General features: G+C 38.8%; 19 protein-coding genes. 8 read left to right on the top strand and 11 right to left on the bottom strand.

The window, feature by feature from the left end:
* Positions 1–49: 49 nt before the first annotated feature.
* A complete protein-coding gene (locus tag KP712_RS03755) occupies positions 50–505 on the top strand; it encodes an NfeD family protein (RefSeq protein ID WP_111407946.1) in 456 nt (151 codons plus the stop codon).
* 91 nt (positions 506–596) lie between these two features.
* On the opposite strand, the gene KP712_RS03750 is transcribed toward KP712_RS03755, so the two are convergent.
* Entirely contained in the window at positions 597–1,364 is a 768-nt protein-coding gene (locus KP712_RS03750) for a TOBE domain-containing protein (protein WP_111407945.1), read from the bottom strand.
* A 191-nt stretch (positions 1,365–1,555) separates the two neighbouring features.
* On the opposite strand from KP712_RS03750, the gene mfd reads away from it, so the two are divergent.
* Positions 1,556–4,996 carry a transcription-repair coupling factor gene (gene mfd / locus KP712_RS03745; RefSeq protein WP_111407944.1) on the top strand — a complete coding sequence of 1,147 codons (3,441 nt, stop codon included), beginning with the start codon at positions 1,556–1,558 and terminating at the stop codon, positions 4,994–4,996.
* Between the two features lie 56 nt (positions 4,997–5,052).
* Here mfd and KP712_RS03740 read toward each other — a convergent pair whose 3' ends face one another.
* Complete coding sequence (locus tag KP712_RS03740; protein WP_111407943.1) at positions 5,053–6,444, bottom strand: DegQ family serine endoprotease; 1,392 nt, start codon at positions 6,442–6,444, stop codon at positions 5,053–5,055.
* A 202-nt stretch (positions 6,445–6,646) separates the two neighbouring features.
* Between KP712_RS03740 and accD the strand changes: the two genes are divergently transcribed.
* Together accD and folC are read left to right on the top strand one after the other, a co-directional pair.
* Positions 6,647–7,537, top strand: a complete 891-nt coding sequence (accD, locus tag KP712_RS03735) for an acetyl-CoA carboxylase, carboxyltransferase subunit beta (RefSeq protein WP_111407942.1) — start codon at positions 6,647–6,649, stop codon at positions 7,535–7,537.
* Position 7,538: 1 nt separating this feature from the next.
* Complete coding sequence (folC, locus tag KP712_RS03730; protein ID WP_165818759.1) at positions 7,539–8,843, top strand: bifunctional tetrahydrofolate synthase/dihydrofolate synthase; 1,305 nt, start codon at positions 7,539–7,541, stop codon at positions 8,841–8,843.
* 3 nt (positions 8,844–8,846) lie between these two features.
* Here folC and KP712_RS03725 read toward each other — a convergent pair whose 3' ends face one another.
* Positions 8,847–9,533: a vancomycin high temperature exclusion protein gene (locus KP712_RS03725; protein WP_111407940.1), complete on the bottom strand. Its 687-nt coding sequence runs from the start codon at positions 9,531–9,533 to the stop codon at positions 8,847–8,849.
* Between the two features lie 157 nt (positions 9,534–9,690).
* On the opposite strand from KP712_RS03725, the gene KP712_RS03720 reads away from it, so the two are divergent.
* Positions 9,691–10,767, top strand: a complete 1,077-nt coding sequence (locus tag KP712_RS03720; protein WP_215770576.1) for a homoserine O-acetyltransferase — start codon at positions 9,691–9,693, stop codon at positions 10,765–10,767.
* Positions 10,768–10,822: 55 nt separating this feature from the next.
* Here KP712_RS03720 and gyrA read toward each other — a convergent pair whose 3' ends face one another.
* The 3 genes from gyrA to KP712_RS03705 all read right to left on the bottom strand — a co-directional run bounded on the left by gyrA (position 10,823) and on the right by KP712_RS03705 (position 16,411).
* On the bottom strand, positions 10,823–13,465 hold the full coding sequence (gene gyrA / locus KP712_RS03715; RefSeq protein ID WP_215770575.1) for a DNA topoisomerase (ATP-hydrolyzing) subunit A: 2,643 nt from the start codon (positions 13,463–13,465) through the stop codon (positions 10,823–10,825).
* A gap of 569 nt (positions 13,466–14,034) precedes the next feature.
* On the bottom strand, positions 14,035–15,798 hold the full coding sequence (gene ycaO / locus KP712_RS03710) for a 30S ribosomal protein S12 methylthiotransferase accessory factor YcaO (RefSeq protein WP_111407937.1): 1,764 nt from the start codon (positions 15,796–15,798) through the stop codon (positions 14,035–14,037).
* Positions 15,799–15,934: 136 nt separating this feature from the next.
* A complete protein-coding gene (locus KP712_RS03705) occupies positions 15,935–16,411 on the bottom strand; it encodes a hypothetical protein (RefSeq protein WP_215770574.1) in 477 nt (158 codons plus the stop codon).
* Positions 16,412–16,642: 231 nt separating this feature from the next.
* On the opposite strand from KP712_RS03705, the gene KP712_RS03700 reads away from it, so the two are divergent.
* Positions 16,643–17,449 carry a methyltransferase domain-containing protein gene (locus tag KP712_RS03700; protein ID WP_215770573.1) on the top strand — a complete coding sequence of 269 codons (807 nt, stop codon included), beginning with the start codon at positions 16,643–16,645 and terminating at the stop codon, positions 17,447–17,449.
* Here the strand turns inward: KP712_RS03700 and KP712_RS03695 are convergent.
* Positions 17,446–18,144 carry a methyltransferase domain-containing protein gene (locus KP712_RS03695; RefSeq protein ID WP_065265130.1) on the bottom strand — a complete coding sequence of 233 codons (699 nt, stop codon included), beginning with the start codon at positions 18,142–18,144 and terminating at the stop codon, positions 17,446–17,448. The two genes, KP712_RS03700 and KP712_RS03695, sit on opposite strands and share 4 nt — an antisense overlap.
* Before the next feature lie 33 nt (positions 18,145–18,177).
* On the opposite strand from KP712_RS03695, the gene gloB reads away from it, so the two are divergent.
* Positions 18,178–18,894 carry a hydroxyacylglutathione hydrolase gene (gloB, locus tag KP712_RS03690; protein WP_215770572.1) on the top strand — a complete coding sequence of 239 codons (717 nt, stop codon included), beginning with the start codon at positions 18,178–18,180 and terminating at the stop codon, positions 18,892–18,894.
* Between the two features lie 186 nt (positions 18,895–19,080).
* The gene (hemA, locus tag KP712_RS03685) at positions 19,081–20,397 is read left to right on the top strand and encodes a glutamyl-tRNA reductase (RefSeq protein ID WP_215770571.1); all 1,317 of its coding nucleotides are present in this window, start codon (positions 19,081–19,083) and stop codon (positions 20,395–20,397) included.
* A gap of 107 nt (positions 20,398–20,504) precedes the next feature.
* On the opposite strand, the gene KP712_RS03680 is transcribed toward hemA, so the two are convergent.
* The 4 genes from KP712_RS03680 to sfsA all read right to left on the bottom strand — a co-directional run bounded on the left by KP712_RS03680 (position 20,505) and on the right by sfsA (position 25,163).
* On the bottom strand, positions 20,505–21,959 hold the full coding sequence (locus KP712_RS03680) for a glycoside hydrolase family 32 protein (RefSeq protein ID WP_215770570.1): 1,455 nt from the start codon (positions 21,957–21,959) through the stop codon (positions 20,505–20,507).
* 78 nt (positions 21,960–22,037) lie between these two features.
* A complete protein-coding gene (locus KP712_RS03675) occupies positions 22,038–22,964 on the bottom strand; it encodes an aminoimidazole riboside kinase (protein ID WP_111407934.1) in 927 nt (308 codons plus the stop codon).
* Positions 22,965–23,033: 69 nt separating this feature from the next.
* The gene (gene tyrS / locus KP712_RS03670; RefSeq protein ID WP_048953048.1) at positions 23,034–24,221 is read right to left on the bottom strand and encodes a tyrosine--tRNA ligase; all 1,188 of its coding nucleotides are present in this window, start codon (positions 24,219–24,221) and stop codon (positions 23,034–23,036) included.
* Positions 24,222–24,446: 225 nt separating this feature from the next.
* Entirely contained in the window at positions 24,447–25,163 is a 717-nt protein-coding gene (sfsA, locus tag KP712_RS03665) for a DNA/RNA nuclease SfsA (protein ID WP_048953047.1), read from the bottom strand.

Here is a 25,163-nt window from a genome sequence, read left to right as displayed (position 1 = left end):
ATCACCGCTCTTGTGTAATAAAAAGTCCTTACAGCAAATAGGAGAATCTATGGCGGATTGGTTAATAAATTGGACGCTTTGGCATTGGCTGATTTTAGGCTTTATTTTGCTTATTGGTGAAGTGCTTACACCAGGGATATTTTTGCTATGGTGGGGATTAGGAGCTTTAGTGACGGCATTTGTACAATTTCTTTTTCCCAGCCTTTCTCTTGCCTCACTTACTATTTTTTATGCGCTATTAGCTTGTATACTTTCTGTGATTTGGTGGAAATATCAACATGGTAAAGATCGCCATGATCAATCTCATTCAACATTAAATCAACGCGATCATGCCTTGCTTGGTAAACAAGGCATTGTTCAAGAACTTGGCGCGAATGGAATTGGTCGGGGCGCTTTTGGCGACACAACTTGGCGAATTCAAGGTAATAATCTTACAGTCGGTGCATTGATTGAAGTTGAACGTGTGGATGGCATTACGCTGATTGTAAAAAATCTTTCTAATTAGTTTTGGGGTTTATTCGATAAGAAAAAACAGGCATCAAGCCTGTTTTTTTATGAGATTAAAATGTTCTTCCAATATTTACCGCACTTTGGGATTAACCTAGCGTCGCTAAAATAATTTGCTCTTGATCAATATGAATCCAAACCTGTTGACCGATTTGCCATTGATTTGGCTGGTGGACTGTGGCACAAAATTCAATATCGCTGTCAGTAAATTGAAGGATGGCTTCTTCTTCATTTAGTGATTTGATATTTACAGGGAACTGATTAGATTGATTATCCAGTGGTTTTTCACTAATTTTCACCCAAGGTGCTTTGAACATCAACATCACTTCTTTTTCCGTAATCAGTTTCAAACGAGCCGAGCTTTTAGTGGTAATAGAAACTTGCAACGGCGTTGGTAATCCTTGCACATTCACATCCACAACACAACGAGAGTCAATGATTCGTTGTTGTGCCACCCGTCCAAAAAATTGATTGCGTGCGCTACTTTGTAAAGAAAAACGTGCAGTTGCCGTGAGCAAACTATCTAATGGCACGGATTCATCTTGTAGAATATGAAAAGCGTGTTCTTGCGTACGTTCTAATAAATCATAAAGCTGTAATAAGCGCTCGGCATAAGTGGTAAGCGCCGTACCTCCGCCATTTTTTCCACCTGTATTTCGTTCAAGCAATGGGCGAGGGCTGATTTTATTCATCGCTTCTAAATGATCCCACGCACTTTTATAGCTCACTTTTGCATTTTTCGCTGCTTGATTAATCGAACCGCATTGTTGAATTTCTTTGAGTAAACGTACTCGTTTTGGATCGATAAAAAGTGCTTGTTGAAGTTTAATGGTGAGTAAGATCTCGGTATTTTTCATTTTTCTGTTCCTTATCACAATACGGACATTTTACTATGAAAATAGATGAGATAAAACGTTCTGGCGGATAAACTATCTTTGCATAATATTAACCAACTGTTTTTTTAAACAGTTGATCGTTGAAATATATTATGAACTTCAGTAAACTGTTCGTCAGTTTTTAAACAAGCATTAATGCGTTATTGATATTTATGAAAACGGCTTTTTTCCAACCTGATATTCCTACCCAACCCAATGATCACAAAATTTTAGGCAATGTATTACCCGGCGCTGATGCATTGGCGATTAGTGAAATTGCAGAGCAAAATCAAAATTTAACCGTAGTGGTGACACCAGATACGCGAAGTGCGGTGCGTTTATCACGTGTTTTATCGGAATTAAGCAGCCAAAATGTATGCCTTTTTCCTGATTGGGAAACCTTACCTTACGATACCTTTTCTCCCCATCAAGAAATCATTTCCTCTCGTTTAAGTGCGCTTTTCCATTTACAAAATGCGAAAAAAGGCATTTTCTTATTGCCGATTTCGACATTAATGCAACGCCTTTGTCCGCCACAATACTTACAACACAATGTGCTTCTGATTAAAAAAGGTGATCGTTTGGTCATCGATAAAATGCGCTTACAATTAGAAGCTGCGGGCTATCGCGCTGTGGAGCAAGTATTAGAACATGGTGAATATGCGATTCGTGGAGCCTTGTTGGATCTTTTCCCAATGGGAAGTGCGGTGCCTTTTCGTCTTGATTTTTTTGATGATGAAATTGATTCCATTCGCACTTTTGATGTGGATACGCAACGTACTCTTGATGAAATTAACTCAATTAACCTTTTGCCAGCGCACGAATTTCCAACGGACGACAAAGGGATTGAATTTTTCCGTGCACAATTTCGTGAAACCTTTGGGGAGATTCGACGAGATCCTGAACATATTTATCAGCAAATCAGTAAAGGTACCTTGATTTCTGGCATAGAATACTGGCAGCCACTTTTCTTTTCTGAAATGGCGACTTTGTTTGATTATTTGCCAGAACAAACGCTGTTTGTGGATATGGAAAATAACCAAATGCAAGGCGAGCGTTTTTATCAAGATGCAAAACAGCGTTATGAACAACGTAAAGTGGATCCAATGCGTCCGCTTTTATCGCCTGAAAAATTATGGCTTAATGTGGACGAAGTCAATCGCCGATTGAAATCTTATCCACGCATTACATTTAAAGCGGAAAAAGTGCGGTCATCGGTACGCCAGAAAAATTTACCCGTTGCCGCTTTACCAGAACTGACTATTCAATCCCAGCAAAAAGAACCATTGGGACAATTACGTCAATTTATTGAGCATTTTAAAGGAAATGTACTGTTTTCTGTGGAGACAGAAGGTCGCCGAGAGACTTTACTTGATTTGCTTTCACCATTAAAACTCAAGCCAAAACAAATTCAATCATTGGATCAGGCTAAAAATGAAAAATTTAGCTTGTTAGTCAGTTCTCTTGAACAAGGTTTTATTATTGAACAATCGCTTCCTGTTGCGATTATTGGTGAAACCAATTTACTTGGCGAACGTGTTCAACAACGTTCTAGAGATAAACGTAAAACAATTAATCCTGATACGCTTGTGCGCAATCTTGCCGAGCTGAAAATAGGGCAGCCAGTTGTGCATCTTGCTCACGGTGTGGGACGTTATGGCGGTTTGGTCACGTTAGATACAGGCGGTATTAAAGCAGAATATTTGCTGCTAAATTATGCAAATGAATCAAAACTTTATGTGCCTGTTACTTCATTACATTTGATTAGCCGTTATGTCGGTGGTTCTGATGAAAGTGCGCCATTACATAAATTGGGTAACGAGGCTTGGGCGAAATCACGCCAAAAAGCAGCGGAGAAAATTCGTGATGTGGCGGCAGAGTTACTAGATGTTTACGCACAACGTGAAGCGAAGAAAGGCTTTGCTTTTAAATATGATCGTGAAGAATTTCAACAGTTTGCCGCAACTTTTCCTTTTGAGGAAACCTACGATCAGGAAATGGCAATTAATGCGGTAATTTCGGATATGTGTCAGCCAAAAGCAATGGATCGTCTTGTTTGTGGTGATGTGGGGTTTGGTAAAACTGAAGTGGCAATGCGCGCTGCCTTTTTGGCGGTGATGAATCATAAGCAAGTAGCAGTGCTAGTGCCAACCACACTGTTAGCCCAACAGCATTATGAGAATTTTAAAGATCGTTTTGCGAATTTGCCTGTGAATGTAGAAGTGTTATCGCGTTTTAAAACTGCAAAAGAACAAAAACAAATTCTTGAAAATCTTGCAGAAGGCAAAGTCGATATACTGATTGGTACCCATAAATTAATTCAATCAGATGTAAAATTTAGCGATCTTGGCTTGTTGATTATTGATGAAGAACACCGTTTTGGTGTAAGGCAAAAAGAGAAAATCAAACAGCTTCGTGCGAATATCGATATTCTTACCCTAACGGCAACGCCAATTCCGCGAACGCTTAATATGGCGATGAATGGTATTCGTGATCTTTCCATTATTTCTACGCCTCCTGCGCGCCGATTAAGTATTAAAACCTTCGTCCGCCAGAATGACGATCTTGTTGTACGAGAAGCGATTTTGCGTGAAATCTTACGTGGCGGGCAGGTTTATTATCTCCACAATGATGTCGCAAGCATTGAAAATACAGCAGAAAAACTGACAGCACTTGTTCCAGAGGCGCGAGTGATTGTGGGGCACGGACAAATGCGAGAACGTGAGTTAGAACGTGTGATGAGTGATTTTTATCATCAGCGTTATAACGTCTTAGTTTGTTCAACCATTATCGAAACGGGTATTGATGTGCCAACGGCCAATACCATTATTATTGAACGAGCAGATCATTTTGGTTTGGCTCAGTTGCATCAATTACGCGGACGAGTCGGGCGTTCACATCATCAGGCTTATGCTTATTTGCTTACGCCACCACCTAAAATGATGACAAAAGATGCCGAACGCCGTCTAGATGCGTTGGAAAATCTTGATAATCTTGGGGCTGGTTTTATCTTGGCTACTCATGATTTAGAGATTCGTGGCGCTGGCGAATTACTCGGAAACGAACAAAGCGGACAAATCGAAAGCATTGGTTTTTCGCTTTATATGGAATTATTGGATGCGGCGGTTAAAGCGTTAAAAGAAGGGTGTGAACCATCATTAGAAGAATTGACGCAACAACAAGCGGATATTGAATTGCGCGTGCCAGCTTTATTGCCTGATGATTATTTAGGTGATGTGAATATGCGTTTATCTTTTTATAAACGTATTGCCGCAGCAGAGAGTAAATCAGAGTTGGATGAGTTAAAAGTTGAGTTGATAGACCGATTCGGATTATTGCCAGATGCGACAAAAAATCTACTGCAAATTGCAGAGTTGCGTTTGTTGGTTGAGCCGTTGAAAGTTGTGCGAATTGATGCAGGAACGCAAGGCGGTTTTATTGAGTTTTCACCAAAAGCACAAGTGAATCCAGATAAATTTATTCAATTAATTCAAAAAGAACCTATTGTGTATCGATTTGATGGCCCATTGAAATTTAAGTTTATGAAAGACCTATCTGATAACAAAGTGCGGTTAGAATTTGTGGCAGATTTGTTGAAAGCAATTGCTTCATAAAAAAAGAAGTCCGATCATCATGATCGGACTTTTTGTTTATATCTTCGGTGGAAGAATTATTGTACTAATAAGTAAAAATTGTTGTCTCCACGTAAAATATTTAAGGCCACAGCCGATGGTTCATCATCAAGCGCTTTACTTAATTCAGTAGTGTTTTCAACCTGTTGACGGTTTATACCAATAATAATATCGCCAGCTTTTAAACCACGTTGCGCAGCAAGCGAGTTCGGTTGAACCTTGGTGATTTCAATCCCTTTGATACCTTTTAAATCATAGTTTTTCAATGTCGCGCCATCTAACGCAGGTAATTCTGTTTTAGAGGAAAGTTGATTTCCATCATCAGCTTGTAATTTCACTTTAACATCGTGAGATTTACCATCGCGTAAGTAAGTTAAACTAATCTCTTTCCCGGCACCTGAGGTGGCAATTTTTGCACGCATTTCTGCGAAGCTTGAGATTTTTTGACCGTTCATCGCCGTGATAATATCTCCCGCTTTAATACCAGCTTTTTCAGCGGCTGATTTAGGTAATACTTCACTTACAAATGCGCCTTGTTGTGCGCTCACATTAAAGGCTTTGGCTAAATCAGCATTGAGTTCGCCACCTTTAATACCAAGCAATCCTCGACGAACTTCACCAAATTCTAAAATTTGTTGCACTAAATTGTTTGCTTGATTACTTGGAATCGCAAAGGCAATTCCTGCATTGCCACCGCTTGGCGAAATAATCGCGGTGTTGATACCAATGAGTTCACCATTTAGGTTGACTAATGCACCACCTGAATTACCGCGGTTTACAGCAGCATCAGTTTGAATATAGTTTTCATAAGCACCGCTATCAGAGCCAGTTGAGCGACCTAATGCAGAAACTATGCCTGATGTAACAGTTTGACCTAAACCAAATGGATTACCAATTGCAACAGTAAAATCGCCTACTCGTAATTTATCGGAATCAGCAAATTTGATTTCTGTTAAATTACTTGGTTTTTCAAGTTGAACTAATGCAATATCTGATTGCTCATCTTTACCCACTAATTTGGCTTTAAACTCACGGCCATCTTGTAATTGCACGGTAATTTTATCAGCCCCGTCAATAACATGATTATTCGTTAAAACATAGCCTTTATTTGCATTAATAATGACGCCAGAACCTAAACCACGGAAGTTCCGTTTTGACTCTCCGCGTCCACCAAATTGTTCAGCAAAACGATCGCCGAAGAAGAATTTAAATTCTTCAGGAATATCGTCTTGAAAAGGAGAACGTGAATCAACTTTTGCTTTTCCTTCAACAGAAAGTGTCACCACTGCAGGTTGAACTTTTTCTAACATGGGTGCCAAACTATTTTGCTCTGAAATAAAGCTTGGTAAATCTGCTTGAACCACAAATGATGTACCTAATACACTTAATCCGAGCGCAATACTGCTTAATACAAAACGTGTTTTTTTCATAAAATACTCCAAAATAGATTTCAGATAACGTGCTCTATGAGACAAAGAAATAAAAAAAATGTTCAATCCTGGATTTATTTCTCATATTTATTGAAAGTCTCTAAAGGAAATCGGAGCAGTACAAAAACGCCTTACAAGTAGCAAATTCTGCAAATTTATGCTCTAATACGCAGAATTTTCTAGTCAATAAAAAGGTTGAAAAATGAGCTGGATTAACCGAATTTTTAGTAAAAGTCCGTCTTCTTCTAGTCGAAAAGCAAATGTGCCGGAAGGCGTGTGGACAAAATGTACTGCTTGTGAACAAGTACTTTATAGTGAAGAACTCAAACGTAATCTTTATGTTTGCCCTAAATGCGGTCATCATATGCGTATTGACGCACGTGAGCGTTTATTAAAATTATTGGACGAAGGTTCAAGCCAAGAAATTGCGGCAGATTTAGAACCAAAAGATATTTTAAAATTTAAAGATTTAAAGAAATATAAAGATCGTATCAGTGCGGCGCAAAAAGAAACGGGTGAAAAAGATGCGTTAATTACCATGACTGGTACGCTTTATAATATGCCAATTGTTGTGGCTGCATCGAACTTTGCTTTTATGGGCGGTTCAATGGGTTCTGTAGTGGGTGCAAAATTTGTTAAAGCAGCGGAAAAGGCGATGGAAATGAATTGTCCATTTGTGTGTTTTTCTGCGAGTGGTGGTGCACGTATGCAGGAAGCATTATTCTCTTTAATGCAAATGGCAAAAACCAGTGCAGTACTTGCTCAAATGCGCGAAAAAGGTGTGCCGTTTATTTCGGTATTAACGGATCCGACTTTAGGTGGCGTATCAGCCAGTTTCGCGATGTTAGGTGATTTAAATATTGCCGAGCCAAAGGCTTTAATTGGGTTTGCTGGGCCGCGCGTTATTGAACAAACTGTACGTGAAAAACTTCCTGAAGGTTTCCAACGTAGTGAGTTTTTACTTGAGAAAGGTGCAATTGATATGATCGTGAAACGTTCAGAAATGCGTAAAACTTTGGCAAGTGTACTGAGTAAATTAACGAATCAACCTTCTCCTTTTGTAGAACCTGAACTCATTTCAGAAGATGAATAATATGCAACTTAAAGCCACTTCGCCACTCGCTGAGTGGCTTTCTTATTTAGAAAAAAGCCATTTTAAACCCATCGATCTCGGTTTAGATCGTATTAAATCCGTGGCAGAAAAATTGGATTTACTTCATCCTACCCCTTATGTGATAACGGTGGGGGGGACGAATGGTAAAGGCACGACTTGCCGTTTGTTAGAAACGATTCTGCTTAATCACGGATTACGTGTGGGCGTGTATTCTTCGCCTCATTTACTACGTTATAACGAGCGAGTACGCATTCAAAATCAAGATTTACCCGATGAAGCACATACTGCCTCTTTTGCTTTTATTGATGAAAATAAAACAGAATCGCTGACTTATTTTGAATTTAGCACCCTTTCTGCCTTGCATTTATTTAAGCAAGCGAAATTAGATGTGGTGATTTTAGAAGTGGGGTTGGGTGGCCGTTTAGATGCGACCAATATTGTGGATAGCCATCTTGCTGTGATTACTAGCATCGATATTGATCACACCGATTTTCTTGGGGATACCAGAGAGGCTATTGCTTTTGAAAAAGCAGGAATTTTCCGCGAAAATTGCCCTGTCGTGATTGGCGAACCTAATGTTCCGCAAACAATGTTAGATCAGGCTAAAAAATTACATTGCCAAGTTTCTCGACGTGATGTGGATTGGTCATTTGAGCAAAATGCTGAAAATTGGCAATGGCAAAATAAAAAAGTGCAGTTAGAAAATTTGCCGTTTTGTCAGATCCCATTGGCGAATGCCGCAACGGCTCTTGCAGCCGTTCAATGTTTACCTTTCGATATTTCAGAACAGACTTTGCGAAAATCTCTGCAAGAGGTAGAACTGGTTGGTCGTTTTCAAGCAATAAAAGCAGATAGACGTGAAAAATTAGCGGATTATCTTGGCGTATCAGTTGAAACTTTGCCAACAATCATCGTTGATGTGGGGCATAATCCTCATGCCGCAAAATATTTATCTGAAAAATTGACCTCACTTAAATGTAACATAGAGGGCAAAATGATTGCCGTATGTGGGATGCTCAAAGACAAAGATGCAAATGGTGTATTTGCGCATTTAACGCCTATTATTGATGAATGGCATTGCGTAACCTTAGGCGGTTATCGCGGGCAGTCAAGCGATGAATTAGCAGAGAAATTGAAAAGTCATTTCCCACATGTTCAAGCTACATCAGATACCTCGGTTATGGATGGTATGCGTAGTGCACTCAAAAGTGCGGTAAAAAATGATGTTGTTTTAGTTTTTGGATCTTTCCACACCGTAGCCGAATTTTGGTCTGTTGTAGAGTAAACATCAATTTACCTTATTTATTGGGGAGGGCAGTGGTTCTGGCTCTCCCAAAAAATAAGGCTCAACACCTAATGTCAAATCCAAAACCGCTTTTATACGCGCAAAAACTTCTCTTATTCGAGTAGATAGATGTAATTCAGGTTGTTTGGCTACAAAACAAATCGCATCAATATCATGTGCTTTAGCAATTAAAAGTGCACGTTCGCAATGAAATTTTTGACTGACAATCGTAAATGCTTGTACTTGGAAAATTTTATCTGCGCGGATAACGGAATCTAGCGTGCGGAAACCTGCAAAATCACGGAACATGGAGGCTTCAGATACGCCCATTTTTCGTAAATCACGAAACATTGCTCTTGGTTCGTTATATTGGACAGTGCGATTATCGCCACTTAATAAAAGGTAATTGACTTTTTGATGATCGATCAACTCTTTTGCAGCAGCTAAACGATACTCGTAATAAGCATTAGGTTTTCCACCAATAATATATTTCGATGTGCCCAGCACAAGAGCATATGCGCGAGGGGGGATTTCATCAATATTCGTGAATATCTTATCACGCACATAAAAACTTACGCCTTTATCGACAAGCAAGCAAAGCATAATCAGTGCAAAGATTGTATAGAGCGATATACGAAAAAGTGTGGTTAATTTTGATGGTAATTTTTTTATTATCATGCCTGTAAACATAATGAAAAATTCCCCGCACTTCAAGGAGAATTTGATGGATTTTATGAATTGCATTGATGTGTGATAATTTAGCCGTTTAGACGGCTAAAATTTCTTGACAACCTAATCGACTTACTGATAGTTTAAGTGCCATTCTCATTATTACAATAGGTTTCCAATGTCTGTGCAAAATGTAGTGCTTTTTGACACACAGCCTTTAACCATGACGCTTGGTGGCAAGCTTTCCCGTATCAATGTCGCGTATCAAACTTATGGTACGCTCAATGCCGAAAAAAATAATGCGGTATTAATTTGCCACGCTTTGACTGGCGATGCTGAGCCTTATTTCGATGATGGTCGCGATGGCTGGTGGCAGAATTTTATGGGAGCAGGTTTAGCATTGGATACGGATCGTTATTTTTTTATTAGCTCGAACGTATTAGGTGGTTGCAAGGGAACAACTGGGCCTTCATCAATTAATCCGCAAACGGGTAAACCTTATGGTAGCCAATTTCCTAATATTGTCGTGCAAGATATTGTCAAAGTACAAAAAGCCTTGCTTGATCATCTTGGCATTAGCCATTTAAAAGCTATTATTGGTGGATCTTTTGGCGGCATGCAAGCGAACCAATGGGCGATTGATTATCCTGATTTTATGGATAATATCGTGAACCTTTGTTCATCCATTTATTTTAGCGCTGAAGCCATAGGCTTTAACCATGTTATGCGTCAAGCAGTCATTAATGACCCTAATTTTAATGGTGGCGATTACTATGATGGTACACCGCCGGATCAAGGGCTATCTATTGCTCGTATGCTAGGTATGTTGACTTACCGTACTGATTTACAGCTTGCAAAAGCTTTTGGACGAGCAACAAAATCAGATGGCAGTTTTTGGGGCGATTACTTTCAAGTTGAATCCTACCTTTCTTATCAAGGCAAAAAATTTTTAGAACGTTTCGATGCCAATAGTTATTTGCATTTGTTACGTGCGTTGGATATGTATGATCCAAGCATTGGGTATGAAAATGTCAAAGAGGCATTATCACGCATTAAAGCTCGCTATACATTGGTTTCTGTGACAACAGATCAACTCTTTAAGCCAGTTGACCTTTATAAAAGTAAACAGCTTTTAGAACAAAGTGGAGTCGATCTACATTTTTACGAATTCCCATCAGATTATGGACACGATGCGTTTTTAGTGGATTATGATCAGTTTGAAAAACGGATTAGAGATGGTTTGGCAGGTAATTAATTAGTCATAAAAAAAGTGCGGTGAAATTTCACCGCACTTCTTCTTTTATAATAGGTTATTCTTCAGAACCGCTTTCTTCTAAAGAATCCTCTTCATCTGCATCACAAACACGCTCTAAACTGACTACATGTTCATCATCGGCAGTACGAATTAAACGAACACCTTGCGTGTTACGACCTACGATGCCCACTTCGCTTACTCGTGTGCGAACAAGAGTTCCTGCATCAGTGATCAACATAATTTGGTCTGTTTCTTCTACTTGAGTTGCGGCAACGACTTTACCATTGCGCTCACTCACTTTAATCGAAATCACACCTTTTGTATTACGTGATTTAGTTGGGTATTCACTTAATTGTGTGCGTTTTCCGTAGCCGTTTTGCGTTGCCGTTAAAATGGCCCCTTCACCTTTTGGCACAACGAGAGAAACCACTTTATCGATATTTAAGTCTAATGATGCTTCAGCGTTGTCATCAGAAATATCTTCAATTTCTACCGCACTTTCATCATCAGAAATATCGTTTGTTAAAGCGAGTTTGATACCGCGAACCCCTGTTGCTAAACGTCCCATTGCACGCACAGCATTTTCTGCAAAACGTACCACGCGACCTTGTGATGAGAACAACATAATTTCGTTGCTGCCATCGGTAATATCCACGCCGATTAATTCGTCTTCATCAAGTAAATTCAATGCGATGATACCGTTTGAACGTGGACGGCTAAATTCGGTTAAGGCGATTTTCTTCACAATACCGCCAGCTGTTGCCATGACTACGAATTTATCTTCTTCATAAGCAGAAACTGGCAAGATTGCAGTAATACGTTCGTTTTCTTGTAACGGAAGAATATTCACAATTGGACGACCGCGTGCGCCACGGCTTGCTTGTGGTAGTTGATATACTTTCAACCAATATAAACGGCCACGGCTAGAGAAGCAGAGGATCGTATCGTGAGTATTTGCCACCAGTAATTTTTCGATGAAATCTTCTTCTTTCATCTTCGTTGCAGATTTACCTTTACCGCCACGACGTTGTGCTTCATAGTCAGTCAATGGTTGGTATTTCACATAACCTTCGTGAGAAAGCGTCACAACCACGTCTTCTTGTGCGATTAAATCTTCTAAATCAATATCGCCAGAAGCTGCGGTAATTTCAGTTAAACGATCATCACCGAATTGTGCTTTTACTTCTTCTAATTCTTCACGAATCACTTCCATTAAACGTTCTGCGCTACTTAAAATATGAAGAAGATCAGCAATTTTAACTAATAATTCTTCATATTCTTTTACAACTTCTTCAAACGCAATGCCTGTTAAACGGTGTAAGCGAAGTTCTAGAATTGCGTTTACTTGCGCTGGCGATAAGTAATATTGTTCGCCTTGAATGCCAAGATTTTCTTCTAAATCATCAGGACGAGCAGAAACATCAAGAAGATTAATAATATCGCTATGTAACGTCCAAGAACGTGAACTGATTGCTGTTGCGGCCTCTTCACGGTTTTTAGAGTTGCGAATGATCGCAATCATTTCATCGATATTAGAACGTGCAACCGCTAAACCTTCCAAAATGTGCGTGCGTTCACGCGCTTTGCGAAGTTCAAAGATAGAACGACGAGTCACCACTTCACGACGGTGTAAAACAAAGGCTTCAATGATTTCTTTAAGATTAAATAAACGTGGCTGACCGTGATCCAATGCCACCATATTGATACCAAAAGTCACTTGCATTTGAGTAAGCGAGTAAAGATGGTTTAATACCACTTCACCTACTGCATCACGTTTAATATCAATTTCAATACGAATCCCTTCTTTGTTTGAAAGGTCAGTAATATTGCTGATGCCTTCGATTTTTTTCTCGCGAATTAATTCAGCGATTTTCTCGACTAATTTTGCTTTATTTACTTGGTATGGCAATTCAGACACGATAATTTGCTCGCGTCCTTTTTCGTTGGTTTCTACCGTTGCACGAGCACGAACATACACTTTACCACGACCAGTGCGATAGGCTTCTTCAATCCCTTTACGACCATTAATTAACGCAGCAGTCGGGAAGTCAGGGCCCGGAATATGTTGCATTAATTCATCAATGGTAATTTCATTGTTGTCGATATAAGCCAAACAACCATTTAATACTTCATTTAAGTTGTGAGGAGGAATGTTAGTTGCCATCCCCACCGCAATACCAGAAGAACCATTTGCTAAAAGTGCTGGAATACGAGTCGGCAATACATCTGGAATCATTAATTCGCCATCATAGTTTGGCGAGAAATTGACGGTTTCTTTATCCAAATCTGTGAGCAATGCTTGCGTAATTTTTTGCATACGCACTTCGGTATAACGCATTGCAGCTGGCGCATCACCATCAATTGAACCGAAGTTACCTTGCCCATCAACCAACATATAGCGAAGTGAGAATGGTTGCGCCATACGAACGATTGTATCGTACACAGCCAAGTCACCATGCGGGTGATATTTACCGATTACATCACCTACAACACGCGCTGATTTTACGTATTTTTTATTGGCAGTATTGCCTTCGCGATCCATTGAGAATAGTACGCGGCGGTGAACAGGTTTTAAACCATCACGAACGTCAGGTAATGCACGCCCAACGATAACCGACATCGCGTAGTCAAGGTAGGAAGATTTGAGTTCTTCTTCGATATTGACAGGGGTGATAGATGATTGGATTGAATCCGTCATTGGTATTCCTTTTTTGATCAAAAATTGTGGCGGATTATAGCATAAAGGTATGTTTTTTTACATTAGGATTTCGCCTAATGGCGACTTACTTTCTTTTGCTTGTACAAAAGAAAGTAAGCAAAGAAAAGTACTCCCAGTTAAATCGCTGATCTTTGCTTTGTTTCAATTTTCTTTACGGCAATTTTCTAAACTCGCAACTACGTTGCTCAAACAGACGAAAATTGCCTAAAAATTGAAAGTCGCAAAGGCGATTTATATGGGGCCCGAGTTTATCGGAGAATCATTTAAACAGTGCGGTTGGTTTTAGGGCGATTTTTATAGGTCGTTTTATTTGTAGGTAGAATTAAATGGGTTCCCTTCTTTTCCGCCTTTGTTTCATAGAATTTGTAGGAAATTTTCGTCTATTTGAGGCGTTTACGGCGAGTTTAGAAAATTTCCGTTAAGCAAATTGTATAAAACAAAGGAAATAAAGAAAAGCAGGGGCACTTTTCTTTTGCCTACTTTTCTTTGGCGAAGCAAAGAAAAGTAGGTCGTACTTTCAAGAATTGAAAGTACGAAATAAGCCTCATTTATTTTTGATGTGATCGCTTTGCTTTCTGCAACTTCCCATAAGCCCCTAGCAACGCCTGATGTTCCTTAAAGTTTTCCAAATTTTCATCACTTGCAGGAAGATTATAGAACGGATTACCACCTTCAGAGACAGCTGCCCAAGCTTGTTTAACTGCATTTTTACCATACATTTTCTCAAACACTGTGCGATATTGCGCTGGGTCTCGATTTTCATCTAAATGTAATTCAATGATAGAAATTAATGCACGGTAATAATTTACACGTTCTGTAGTGAATACGGAGCTATTCATATTCAGCGTCCAGTTTGCCCAATCTAATGCTTGTTCTAACTCACCTAATGCAAGGTGAAGCATTGATTTTAATTCACCGACGCGTAAGGTTGTCCAACCGCTATTTTTCGGTGCAACGATACCGATAAATTCACGCACGCGAGTTGCATCGTCAATATCTTGTCCGTCTAATTCATCTAATAATTCTTGATAGGTTTCCGCATCGTGATGCCAGTTTGGTAAATCGAGTAAAATTTCGCGCCAATCCATTCCCATATTGTTGTTGGCGTAAATTAAATCGTCTGCAGGATAAATATCAGACATGCCTGGCACAATAATACGGCACGCATAGACATCCAAGTGGTTGTAATCCATTACGTAAACTTCTTTTTCATCCGCACGGAAAATCGCCATTAAATTATTGTATTCTTCCTGCGTTGTGTCGCTGAAATCCCAATCAGAAAATTCATAATCAGGCGTTTCTTTGAATAAATCCCAAGAAATTAAACCGCTCGAATCAATAAAGTGGGTTTCTAAATTAGCGTGTTCAGCTACATCATCGTTATTGAAAGATGGCGGTGAGAAAACATCTAAATCTTTCAAGCTACGACCTTGTAAGAGTTCAGTCACCGTGCGTTCTAACGCTACTTGGAAATTTGGATGTGCGCCGAAAGAGGCAAAGCACGTACCGTTATTCGGATTTAATAATACGACGCAAATAACAGGGTATTTTCCGCCAAGTGAAGCATCAAAAGCATAAATTGGGAAACCTTCTTCCTCTAATTTTGCAATGGAAGCCTGAATAGATGGATAGCGATCCATCACTGATTTTGGAATTTCTGGTAGACTGATCGCTTCAGCGATAATTTTGTTTTTCACATAACGCTCAAATACTTCTGACAAGCCTTGCACGCGCGCTTCAAATTTCGTATTGCCTGCAGACATTCCGTTTGAGACATAAAGGTTGGCAATAATACTTTGCGGAATATAAACGGTTTGTTCATCCGATTGACGAACATAAGGCATCGCTACGATCCCACGATCATAATTGCCAGACTGTAAATCTACCAATAGTTCAGGCGTAAGCTCGGCATTAGGATCAAAATAATCCAATAAATAATCATCTAAAATGCCATTAGGCAGTAAGGCATCATCTTCAATCGGGAACCATTTTTCATTGGGATAATGCACAAAATCGCCGTTTGCAATTTTTTGCCCTAAATAGAAATCAGCAAAGAAATAATTAGTGGAAAGACGCTCAAAATATTCGCCAAGGGCAGAAGCTAACGCCGCTTTTTTGCTTGCCCCTTTACCATTCGAAAAACACTGTGGGCAGTCTTTATCGCGAATATGCACAGACCATACATTTGGCACCGGATTTAGCCAAGATGCCTCTTCAATATTAAAACCAAGTGCGGTCAATTTTTGTTGAAATTTTGCAATGCTATCTTCTAATGCGGCATCTTTGCCAGGGATAAACGTTTGTTCTGTCATTTTTGTTCCTAAATGAGAAAAAAGTGTGGTGAATAATAGGGGAGTTTTAATAGTGGGGCAAGATTTTTTCGGCAAAAATAAACCCCGAAATACTTCGGGGGTTTCTACCGAATTTTTAATGTATGTTTGATTGGCGTTAAAGTAACGTTGGATTGAACCGCATTTTCAAGGCAATCGTAATGGTGGCGAAAATTTTCTCATCGTTAAGAGGAAAGTTTTCGCGTAAAGTGCGGTGGAAATCAGTTATATTTATTTGGGCTTGTGATAATTCATTTAATAAAATCGGGAGAGAAAGATTAAGTTGCTCGGCGATTTGTTGAATAGAAAAATGCTCGAAAGTCATCATCAAACGATCCAAATTGCAATAAGAGGGCATGCGATTATGCGTAATAAGATCGGTAAATTGAGTGTTGATTTTTACCCATTTCTTCTTGCGGCTATAAAAATGCAGCAACAAACCAAATACGGCAAATCCTGCAAAGAAAAGATGAATGTCTAAGGCTTGAGTAAAAGGAAGTCCTAGCCACATTGAAATGCCACTTGCAACAACGAAAAGCAAACTTAAGGCTAATCCCCATACTAAGAAAAATTTATAAATTACTTCAAATTTCATTGAATAGTCCTTTTCTACAAAATAACCATAGGAAAATATAGAACACCTAATATTATAGAATTCTTTTATCTTATTTTACTACGTTATATTTGAATCAATATATCGATACTGTAGAATTGGTTGCAATGTCTCGTTTTTAAAAAGTTAAAATGAAAAAATGCTTTATCATTTTAACCGCACTTCACCTGAACTTTTACATCAACATTTGAATAACCACATTGAAAAATCACTATGACTATTTACGACATCAATTTTGCTGAACTTTATCAACAACACTTAATCGCTTGTAATCATTACAACTTGCCTCCGACAAAATGGGATAAAAAAGCCGTGAAAATGGCAGAAAATTTGGTCGGCAAGCCTTCAGCATATAATCAGCAATTATTGCAAGCTATGAATGTGCAATCCGATGAAACTGTGTTGGATATTGGTTGTGGCCCCGGTACCTTGGCTGTGCCTCTCGCACAACAAGGTTCAACCGTATATGCCTTGGATTATAGCAATGGAATGTTAGATTGCTTGGCACAATTCAAGCAGAAATTTGGTTTGCATCACCTCACGACATTTCATAAATCTTGGGCGGAGAATTGGGATGATGTGCCACAAGCTGATGTGGTGTTGGCATCTCGTTCAACATTAGTAGATGATTTGGATGATATGATCGAAAAACTCTGTGCCAAAGCGAAAAAACGTGTGTTTTTGACTTCTGTCACACAACGCCATTTCTTAGATGAGGGCGTATTTGAGGCGATTGGCCGTGAAGATATTGGTTTCCCCACTTATATTTATTTACTCAATCGGTTGTATCAAAAAGGCATTCAGGCAAATTTGAATTTTATTGAAACCGAATCCGGTTGTTTTCAAGGTGAAAGCTACGAGGATTTATTAGCCTCGGTGGAATTTTCTTTAGGCGAACTTTCCGAAAAAGAAAAACAAGGTTTAAAAGCCTTTTACGATCGTAAACAAGCTAACAACGAACGAATTTCTCACGGGCAGAAAAAATGGGCGTTGATTTGGTGGAATGTGGAGCGTGCCTAGCTTTTAAGCTTAAATGCATTTACTGGCTCTAAAAATACCGGTATTTTTGACCGCACTTTTTCTGGGGTAAGCGTCAGTGGATAGGTACGTTTTTGCGCAATGATTAACGTGAGTGAAGAAAAAATTGTTGCGCGTTTATTCTTGGTTGCGATAGGGCATTTTTCAATCACTTCAAAATTGAGCAATGAAAGCCAATCAATCACACGCCAAGTAGGGTAGTGACGCAACGGATAATCTCCCATTTTTCTTTTGAAAATCAGCGAACTTAATGGATTAAATAAAGCAATAAAAATCCAGCCATCGTCAGCTAGTACACGATGAGATTCACGCAGAATTTGATGTGGATCTTGTGCAAAATTAAGCGTATTCATTAAAAACGCGGCATGGATTTCTTTTTGAATGAACGGCAATTCGGTGAGGCTAGCTTGAACTAAGCTAACTTTAGCATTGCAAAGTGCGGCAAGGTTTGGCGTGATTTTTTCGCTCAAAATAATCTGGTGGTGCATAGGTAAATTCGTCGTAACTTCACCACTTAACCCACCGATTTTCAAAACCTGATGACCTAAAATTTTTGGTATCCAAGGCATTAACGTTTGGCGTAAGGCTTGGCAATAGTCATCACCCTTTGGCAAATTTTGCCAACTTTCAGGCTGAATGAAAGGCTTGGTTGCTTTGGCATTCCAGTTTACAATCATTTTATTCCTCCATCACAAATGAAAAGGACAATTATGTTATTTGCTTTGCCTGCGCTGAATGATAACTACATTTGGCTTTATCAACGAGAAAATCTGCCTCTTATTATTGTCGATTTACCTGAAACCGACAAGCTATTTACATGGCTAGATAAGCAAAACGCAAAAGTTGAAGCGGTGTTGCTTACTCACGAACATGAGGATCATACACAAGGTGTGTCGGAATTTAAAAAACGTTATCCAACAGTACCGATTTATGGGCCGCGAGAATGCGAGAAAAAAGGCGCAACTCAAATTGTGAACGAAGGGAAGATCCTTACCAAATATTATCAAATTGATGTCATTCCGACGGGAGGACACACTAAACAGCACGTTAGTTTTTTAGTGGATAATCATTTATTTTGTGGCGATGCGTTATTTTCTGCAGGTTGCGGACGTGTTTTCACAGGTAATTATGCGCAGATGTTTGAAGGTTTGCAGCGTTTGAATACATTGCCTGACGAGACGATTGTTTGCCCTGCTCACGAATATACATTGGGAAATTTAGCATTTGCGGAAACCGTGCTGGTGGAGAAAAGTGCGGTAGAAAAAAGTGCGGTAGAAAAACAACGTATTTTGGTTGAAACACAACAAGCTGAAAATAAACCAAGTTTGCCGACAACCTTAAAACTAGAGCGAGAAATTAATCCGTTTTTACAAGCAAAAACACTTGAAGAATTTACTGCACTTCGTAAAGCAAAAGATATTTTTTAATCATTTGGCACGATTCTAATAAATTTATGATGTGTGAATTTGCTCAATGCGTCACAATTCATTAGAATAATACACCGTATTTTTATCATTAATATGTAGGCAGGATGGAAATAAGGTGTGGTGCTTAAAGTATCATATCTATGTTTTTGAAATTTTGCTTTCTACAGATTATTTTTTAATTATTTTATGACACTTCTTGTTCTCGGCATTAATCACAAAACCGCATCTGTTTCAGTGCGTGAAAAAGTCGCGTTTTCAAATGAGAAACGCGAGCTTGCCTTGCAACAAATTTATCACCAAAACCTTGCTGAAGGTGCAGTGATTCTTTCTACGTGTAATCGCACGGAAGTGTATTTTCATCATCGACAAATCTCGCCACAAGAATGTGAAAAATGGTTGCATAATGCAGAGCAATGGTTTGCTGATATCCATCAACTTTCTTTATCAGAACTGAATCCGAGTATTTATACCTATCAAAATCAGCAAGCGGCAAATCACTTAATGCGTGTGGCTTGTGGATTAGATTCACTCATTTTAGGTGAGCCACAAATTTTAGGACAGGTAAAACAAGCATTTCAAATTACAGAAGATTATTATCAAGCTGCTCATTTACCTCTATCAACAGAGCTTTCTCGTTTATTTCAAAAAACATTTTCTACGGCAAAACGGGTCCGAACTGAAACCAATATTGGCGAAAGCGCGGTATCAGTGGCTTATGCTGCTTGTAGTCTTGCTCGTCAGATTTTTGAATCACTCCGAAACCTAAATATTTTACTGGTTGGTGCAGGGGAGACTATTGAACTCGTCAGCCGTCATTTATTGCGTCATGGTGTGAAAAAATTAATGATTGCAAATCGTACTCGAGAAAGAGCCGTGCAATTAGTTGAGAAATTAGCAACTGAGACGCAGATAGATGTATTTGGTTTAGATGAATTGCAATATGCATTGCATCAGGCTGATATTGTGATTAGCTCTACAGGTAGTCCAAATGTGTTGATCACTCAAGACATGGTGAAGCAATCTCAAAAAGTGCGTCATTATGCGCCAATATTATTGGTAGATATTGCGGTTCCTCGAGATATTGATGAAACGGTGGCAGAACTTGATAGTGTATATCATTATACTGTAGATGATTTGCAAGATATCATTCAACGTAATTTGAATCAGCGAGAGCTAGCTTCTGAACAAGCACAAGAAATTATTTCTCAAGAATGCCATGATTTCTTTGAGTGGTTAAAGGTTCATCAATTCTCTAATTTAATTAAATATTATCGCCAAGATGCAGAGCGGATTCGTCAAGAGCTACTTGAAAAAGCACAATTAAGTTTACAAAATGGCGAGCTCGCCGAAGATATTTTGCAAGAGCTGAGTTATAAACTTATGAATAAATTGATTCACGTACCAACACAGACAATGCAAGCAATGATGAAAAGTAGTAATGCCGAAGGATTACATGCATTTTCTAACGCATTACATTTGGATCATCCGTTGAATGAAAAATAAGGTAAATATTCAAAGAAGAAACCAATATCAATCAGTGATAACTTACCTACGTTCTTTTTAATAATGTAAAAGAACGTAGATTTCCTCCAAGTAACACTTCATTTCAGCTACACATATTGAATATGTTTAGGAAAGCCAATCTCAATATTTAAAGATCGGTTTGTCACAATAACGTTTTCCCTATCTGCGATAAAAAATCTTGATGTCATGGTTTTTTCACCATTATTTAAGAAAATTTCTACAATAGAACGATCAAAGAAAATTTCGATAGTATGAAGTTCGTGTACTTTGCAGTAACGTTGCGATCCAAATTTTATCATTAACTCAGTTTGTGTGGATTGATGACGATCTAAGCAAATTAGGCCATTTTCATAAGATAAGCTTAGCTTTTCCTTAGCTTTATTGGAAAAGAAATCTAATGTAAAGGGGCGATTTTGCGCATCAAATTTCAAATAAGCCAGATCTAAATGTTTAACTTCCATTTTTCCTTTTAATGTGAGGGATAAAAGTGCGGTCATATTTTCATAGATTTTTTTAATTGGGCGCTGGAATAGCTGATTGTTTTTTAACTGAATTTCGCGTGGCATGGTAAGGGCTGAATGCCATTTGAATTGATTTGTTGGATAAGTTAAATCAGGTAAGCCTATCCAGCCTAGTAGAATAGTATTCTCTTTATTTTCTAAACCTGAAAAGGTTTGCGGAGCATAGAAATCAAAGCCTTGATCAAGTTCTGCAATATATTCTGCATCAAAAGTATACTGGTTTAATTGACCGATAGCATAAGTAGCATGATAGTTATTTTGGAACTGATGCGTTTCACGCGCTTTTCCTTGCGGTGACCAAATAAAAATATCTTTATTGCCTAATTTCATCAAATCAGGGCATTCCCACATAAAAACCTGATGGTTATTAAATTTAGGGACGTCAAGTTCACCCAGTAAACGAGGCGTATCATCTAAACTATCCATTTCAAACAGGAGAGCGGTGCCTGTGCGATTTTGCCGTTGCGCACCACAGATAAAACGAATTTTACCTTCAGGAGTCAAGTAAGGTTTAGGATCCCGTACATGTTCTGTATAACCATTAGGTGCTTTTTCAATCAGCGGACGTTTACTGATAAGCATGCCGTTACAATCAAAAATAGCAAGGTTTTGGTAAGGGATTCGTTGATTATCAGTCAAACGGCGAGTATTCCCCGTATAGAATATTGCTAATTTAGCATCGACTTTTAATGCCCCTCCAGAATAACAACCATGAGATTCAAATGGCTCACATGGGATTAAATCATCTGCATGTTGGAAGACTTGAAAGTCATTTGTAATAAAATGTTTCCAGTGCTTCATCCCATGTAATGTATCAAAGGGAAACCATTGATAAAAAAGATGATATTTTTCACCATCAAACACTAAACCATTCGGATCATTTAATAATCCTGTTGGTGGGGCAATGTGATAGGTCGGATAGAAATCTTTATCGCTTTCCACCGTTTGACGTATAGTGTTGAGCTCACCTGGTTCTGCTGCAAGAATACTTTTGTATTTACCGTTGTTAAAAATGATCATTATGGTATTGTGCCTAAATTGAAATGTGCGAATTCAGTGAAAAAAAGTATGTGAACCTTGTATTCACACACTCAGCAACTAATTTTCTAAAAATTCAGTTAATTGATTTTTATTTGGTAGGGCGGACATCGCTCCTTTGGCTGTGGTTGCCAGTGCGCCACAAGCATTTGCCTGAAGAATAATACGAACGAGCACATCCCTATCACGCCAATTTTCATGTTGAGAAAGTCCTGCTAATAAACCACCTACGAAAGCATCACCTGCACCGGTAGTATCAATTGGTTTTAATGCCTTACCTGCAACGACATCCTTTTTCCCTGCAAGGTGATACAATGCCCCATCTTTACCTAAGGTGACAATAATCAATTTCTCAGGATAAAGTGCGGTGATTTTTTCAAATGCTTTTTCAAGGCTGTCAGTATTGGTTAAAAGCGTTAATTCTTCTTCGGAGAATTTCAATACATCAGCGAGGGCTACCGCATCCATAACAATGCTTTTCATTTCATCTAAGCTTGCCCATAGTGATTCGCGTAAATTGGGATCAAAGGAAAAAAATCCTCCTGCAACCTTAATACGGCGAATTGCTTCAAAAGTTGCTTCACGTGATGGGTTATTAATGAGAGCAATAGAACAACAGTGTAACCATTCTCCAGATTTAAAATGAGGGAGATCATTGGTTTGTAAAAACTGATCCGCACTTGGATTAACCATAAAAGTGAAGCTACGTTCACCATTATCTAATCCTACAACCACCGTTGATGTACGATGTTGAGGATCGAGAATCATATGGGTTGTATCTACTTTTTCCGAATTAAGAGTTTCTTGCATAAATTGACCGAGAGGATCATTCCCCACTCTTCCGATAAATGCACTTTGTCCACCTAAACGAGCAATCCCCACCGCCACATTTGCAGGTGCGCCACCCGCACAACGTAAATAGTGATTTTCACCGTCTGGAATTAAATCGACTACAGCATCACCGGTTACCCAAATTTTTTGATTCATTTTACGTTCCTTTATACGACAAAATTGATTAAAAATAACCGCACTTTAAAGCGCGGTTATGTTATGTTTTTATTCTACCGTTATACGAGCAAATTTTCGTTTACCCACTTGGTAAACATTTGTACCTTTTGGTGCATTGTCTTTTACGTTATCGACTTTTTCACCATTGATTTTTACACCGCCTTGTTGAGCAGAGCGAATCGCTTCTGAAGTGGAAGGCACAAGTCCCGCTTCTTTTAATAAGGTGGCTAAACCCATTTCGCCAGAGAACGTAAATTCAGGCATTTCATCAGGCATTGCGCCTTTTTGGAAACGATTAATGAATTCCTGTTCTGCGGCGTTTGCTGCCTCTTCATTGTGGAAACGGGCTATTAATTCTTTTGCTAATAAGATTTTTACATCACGAGGATTTTTGCCGTTTTCTACTTCCGATTTTAATTGTGCAATTTCACTTAATGGACGGAATGAAAGAAGGTTATACCAATCCCACATGAGTTCATCTGAAATAGACATCACTTTACCGAACATATCGTTTGGTGCTTCTGTTACACCGATATAGTTGCCAAGTGATTTGGACATTTTTTTCTCGCCATCTAAGCCAACGAGCAATGGAAGTGTAATCGCAACCTGTGGTTTTTTTCCTGCTGATTTTTGTAATTCACGACCAACAAGTAAGTTGAATTTTTGGTCTGTACCGCCTAGTTCTACATCAGCATCTAATGCAACAGAATCATAGCCTTGTAGTAATGGATAAATAAATTCATGGATGGCAATAGGTTGATTGTTGCCAAAGCGTTTTTTGAAGTCATCGCGTTCAAGCATACGCGCAACGGTGTAGTTGCTTGCAAGACGAATCATACCTTCTGTTCCAAGTTTGCTTAACCATTCAGAGTTGAAGACGATTTTGGTTTTTTGTGGATCGAGAATTTTATAAATTTGCTCTTTATAGGTTTCAGCATTGCGCAATACATCTTCACGGCTGAGTGGAGGACGTGTGGCATTTTTACCTGATGGATCGCCTACCATTCCAGTAAAATCACCAATTAAGAAATAGACTTCATGACCGAGTTGTTGAAATTGACGTAGTTTGTTTAATACAACGGTATGCCCTAAATGAATATCTGGTGCGGTTGGATCTGCGCCTAATTTTACTTTTAATGGGCGATTTTCTTTCAGTTTTTCGATTAAATCCGCTTCTGAAAGGATTTCATCAGTACCGCGCTTTAGTTCCGCGAGAACGGTATTAATGTCAGTCATTATTATTTCCTAATTATGTTTTTTGAAAGGTTTTATTATAGGGATTCTTAGCGATTTGTGAATAAAAAAAACGCCTATTTGTGGGGAAATAGGCGGGAATGTTGGAGTGATTATCTGTTGAACGCTTCAAATTAAGAAAACGCTCTGTTATTGTTGGAATGACTAGATGATAATCGTTATCAATAATCTTGTCAACAAGAAAATGAAAATAATTCTCAAAAAATATTATTTTATATAAGGCACCGATTCTGTTAAGGAAAGTGCGGTAGGAATTCCATTAGAAATTTCAAATTTGCCCGCATAAGCATAGGCTTCAACGCCTTGTTCCATTGCTTCTTTTAATAAGCGATCATATTCGGGATCGATATATTCTGCGATCTTGAAACGATCAAAACCATTGTGTAACCCAGCAAATAGCACTACTGAACGATAACCTTGTTTTTTCATTACGAGTAATTCACGGACATGTTTTTGTCCACGCGTAGTAACCGCATCAGGAAACATACCTAAATTTCCTTTGACTAAGGTGATGGATTTTACTTCCACATAGCAATCGGGTAAGCCTTCAGCTTTCAGTAAGAAATCAATTCGGCTATTTTCTTCACCGTATTTCACTTCAGGATAAATTTCGTGATACATTGCTAGTTCTTTGATTTGCTTATTTTGCAGTGCTTCAAAGACAAGTTGATTAGAACGATGGGTATTGATACAGCAAAGTTGCCCGTTTTCAAGTTGAGTGAGTTCCCAAGTATGAGGATATTTGCGGGTTTGGCTATCGGAATGTGAATACCAAATTGTGTCGCCTTTTTCACCGCACCCCGTCATCGCGCCTGTATTGGCGCAATGAATTGTCATCATATCACCCGTGGGTAGTTCAATATCCGCAAGAAAGCGTTTGTAACGACGAATCAACTTTGCTGATTGTAAAGCTGGAAGTTGCAT

Source organism: Haemophilus sp. SZY H68, from assembly GCF_018829685.1.
GTDB classification, from domain to species: Bacteria; Pseudomonadota; Gammaproteobacteria; order Enterobacterales; family Pasteurellaceae; genus Haemophilus; species Haemophilus haemolyticus_K.
This window is presented reverse-complemented; position numbering and strand designations above follow the sequence as displayed.

Bases quoted from the DNA above. Each gene is read 5' to 3' on its own strand.
- KP712_RS03755 (WP_111407946.1), top strand. From the start codon at position 50: ATGGCGGATTGGTTAATAAATTGGACGCTTTGGCATTGGCTGATTTTA.
- KP712_RS03750 (WP_111407945.1), bottom strand. From the start codon at position 1,364: ATGAAAAATACCGAGATCTTACTCACCATTAAACTTCAACAAGCACTT.
- mfd (WP_111407944.1), top strand. From the start codon at position 1,556: ATGAAAACGGCTTTTTTCCAACCTGATATTCCTACCCAACCCAATGAT.
- KP712_RS03740 (WP_111407943.1), bottom strand. From the start codon at position 6,444: ATGAAAAAAACACGTTTTGTATTAAGCAGTATTGCGCTCGGATTAAGT.
- accD (WP_111407942.1), top strand. From the start codon at position 6,647: ATGAGCTGGATTAACCGAATTTTTAGTAAAAGTCCGTCTTCTTCTAGT.
- folC (WP_165818759.1), top strand. From the start codon at position 7,539: ATGCAACTTAAAGCCACTTCGCCACTCGCTGAGTGGCTTTCTTATTTA.
- KP712_RS03725 (WP_111407940.1), bottom strand. From the start codon at position 9,533: ATGTTTACAGGCATGATAATAAAAAAATTACCATCAAAATTAACCACA.
- KP712_RS03720 (WP_215770576.1), top strand. From the start codon at position 9,691: ATGTCTGTGCAAAATGTAGTGCTTTTTGACACACAGCCTTTAACCATG.
- gyrA (WP_215770575.1), bottom strand. From the start codon at position 13,465: ATGACGGATTCAATCCAATCATCTATCACCCCTGTCAATATCGAAGAA.
- ycaO (WP_111407937.1), bottom strand. From the start codon at position 15,798: ATGACAGAACAAACGTTTATCCCTGGCAAAGATGCCGCATTAGAAGAT.
- KP712_RS03705 (WP_215770574.1), bottom strand. From the start codon at position 16,411: ATGAAATTTGAAGTAATTTATAAATTTTTCTTAGTATGGGGATTAGCC.
- KP712_RS03700 (WP_215770573.1), top strand. From the start codon at position 16,643: ATGACTATTTACGACATCAATTTTGCTGAACTTTATCAACAACACTTA.
- KP712_RS03695 (WP_065265130.1), bottom strand. From the start codon at position 18,144: ATGATTGTAAACTGGAATGCCAAAGCAACCAAGCCTTTCATTCAGCCT.
- gloB (WP_215770572.1), top strand. From the start codon at position 18,178: ATGTTATTTGCTTTGCCTGCGCTGAATGATAACTACATTTGGCTTTAT.
- hemA (WP_215770571.1), top strand. From the start codon at position 19,081: ATGACACTTCTTGTTCTCGGCATTAATCACAAAACCGCATCTGTTTCA.
- KP712_RS03680 (WP_215770570.1), bottom strand. From the start codon at position 21,959: ATGATCATTTTTAACAACGGTAAATACAAAAGTATTCTTGCAGCAGAA.
- KP712_RS03675 (WP_111407934.1), bottom strand. From the start codon at position 22,964: ATGAATCAAAAAATTTGGGTAACCGGTGATGCTGTAGTCGATTTAATT.
- tyrS (WP_048953048.1), bottom strand. From the start codon at position 24,221: ATGACTGACATTAATACCGTTCTCGCGGAACTAAAGCGCGGTACTGAT.
- sfsA (WP_048953047.1), bottom strand. From the start codon at position 25,163: ATGCAACTTCCAGCTTTACAATCAGCAAAGTTGATTCGTCGTTACAAA.